The 2,111-nt window shown below is 59.5% G+C and carries 1 protein-coding gene and 1 pseudogene; one reads left to right on the top strand and one right to left on the bottom strand.

The window, feature by feature from the left end:
* Positions 1 to 1,292 precede the first annotated feature (1,292 nt).
* Entirely contained in the window at positions 1,293 to 1,736 is a 444-nt protein-coding gene (locus ACWGTO_RS33205) for a BA14K family protein (RefSeq protein ID WP_454578918.1), read from the top strand.
* 138 nt (positions 1,737 to 1,874) lie between these two features.
* On the opposite strand, the pseudogene ACWGTO_RS33200 reads toward ACWGTO_RS33205, so the two are convergent.
* Positions 1,875 to 2,111, bottom strand: a pseudogene (locus ACWGTO_RS33200) (hypothetical protein); the annotation flags it as partial.

Here is a 2,111-nt window from a genome sequence, read left to right as displayed (position 1 = left end):
ATCCTGGGCCATCTTGAAGATCGGATCGGAGCGCAGCCGGTTGGCATCATTGCCATCCTCAGACAAACCGCTCAGCGATAGCGTAGGATCGTTCATGGCGGGTGTGGTCTCCGGAAATGACTAGGGTTGGCGTAAGCAACCAAATCCTAGTTCATTTGTTTTCATTGAGCTTATTACGGCCCCGATTGGGAACTTAAGGCTACCTAACACGCGGATTGGTAACCCCCAGCGACAGGTTTGGTAACCCTCATCGAGTGAGTGCCGCTCGCACCTCTCGGCGGATTCGTTTCAGTTCTGCCGCGGTTAGCAGATTCCCGTCCGCGGTGCGCATGGCCAACCCGACAAGACGGCTCGCCACATATTGGTCATCGATTGTTTCGTCGATGCGTCTGCCTCATAGAGCTTACGATTTCCTGGAATATCTGAAGGCGATTATCAGCGATCCAACTGGCCCAGTCCCTAGCGGAGGCGTCATCGAGTTCACGACCCAGCGCTATTGCAGCGCTTAGTTTAGGCGCCGAACACAACGTTGAGGGAGCCGACGCCTACGAAGCGACTGTCATCTACGGTGGGAACACCTCCCTTCGCGCGCTTTGCCACCTAATCCGGAACTGCGCTGCCGCTACCAGCGGCGACGGCAGCATTCGTCTTCCCGGATCGAGACCACGCTTCGCGGCATGTCATGCGGCAGCGATGCGCTCAAGCTTCTGCACGAGCGCCGAGACGACCTCCTAAGCCCGGCTTAATTCCGGACAGCGACAGATAATTCGGCTTCACTGGAGCCCTATAGCCACCAGCAGATCAATCCTGGCAGCCAGTCCACGTCGGCGAAGTTTTTTTGTTTTGGTGGATTGATGTCGTTGGCAGCCTGGACGTCCCCAACCCCCATGCGTGGCGGAGCCGTCACATCGGCGCCACCCTTGTCACCAATTCCCAAGAGTTCCGTCAGGGCTGGTGACTGCCCCTAATTGCACCGTGGTCATCGTGGCCACTGCCGGAGTTGTTAGGTCGCCGGCATGGGTGTCTTGGCACTGTGTCGTAAAAGCCTTTGGGAGACGCCAGGGCGCCAATGGCAGCAAGGAACCATGACATGCCCGGACTAGACCGTTTGCTGTGGCGCATTTTGGAGTGGGTCGATTGTCGGATCGGGACCCAAAAGGTCGGCAAGTCGACAATGCCGACGGTCCGAGACGCGCAAAATCAGAAATTTCAAGTAGGTACGCCGCTTGCTTGTTCACGGTATCGCCGGACCGCATCTCCCGAATTCAACGGCCGGCACGAAGGAGATCGACATGAACCGAATTTTCAAGACGGCCGTTCTGTCCGCCGCCGTGGTCGCCACTACCCTCGCGACTTTGCCCGCTGCCAATGCGGGTGATTGGCGCCTTCACGGCCATCACGGCGACGGCGACGCGGTTGCCGCCGGCGTGCTCGGCCCTGCCGCCGGCGTGCTCGGCCCTGCCGCCGGCGCGCTGATCGTTGGCGGGTTGACCAATGACCGGCCGCCGCCACGCGATTACTACTATGGCGATTACTATCATCGCCACGTACGGGTGCGCCCGGCACCGGTTCGCCGCTACTACGCGCAGCCGCAGGTGTTCTACGCCTACCGTTGTGCCGAACCGTGGACGCGTGACTGGTATGTCTATTGCTCGGACCGTTATCGCAGCTTCAACGCCCGCACCGGCACATTCACCGGCAATGACGGCGAGCAGCATTTCTGCATTGCCAACTGAGGCTTCCCTGCCCAGACAAAAAGCGCTGGCCTTGCGGTCAGCGCTTTTTCTTAGTCGGCAGTGAAGAAGAGCGATTTCCGGCATGGGCGTCGAAAGGCAGCCGTGGTTGAGAGGTTATGCTGGTTGATTTTCCGGAGGTCAGGCTGATCGCGGCTGGACCGGTGACGCTGGAGCTGTTGCGAGCAGCGCCAGGAAGCAGGCGAACAAAAGCCTCAGCCAGTTGAGCAGGAGGCTGAAGTTGTAGCCGACGGCGGCGAGCACGGCGGTGTTGGCGTCGCCGTGGGAGAAGGCCAGTGTCGCACTGTATTCATTGAGGCTCTGCCTCAAAGTGTGTGGCGAAGTGGCAGCATTCTTGCCCGAAGCAATTCGGCGCCA

The sequence above is a fragment of the Mesorhizobium sp. PL10 genome, from assembly GCF_053714315.1.
This window is presented reverse-complemented; position numbering and strand designations above follow the sequence as displayed.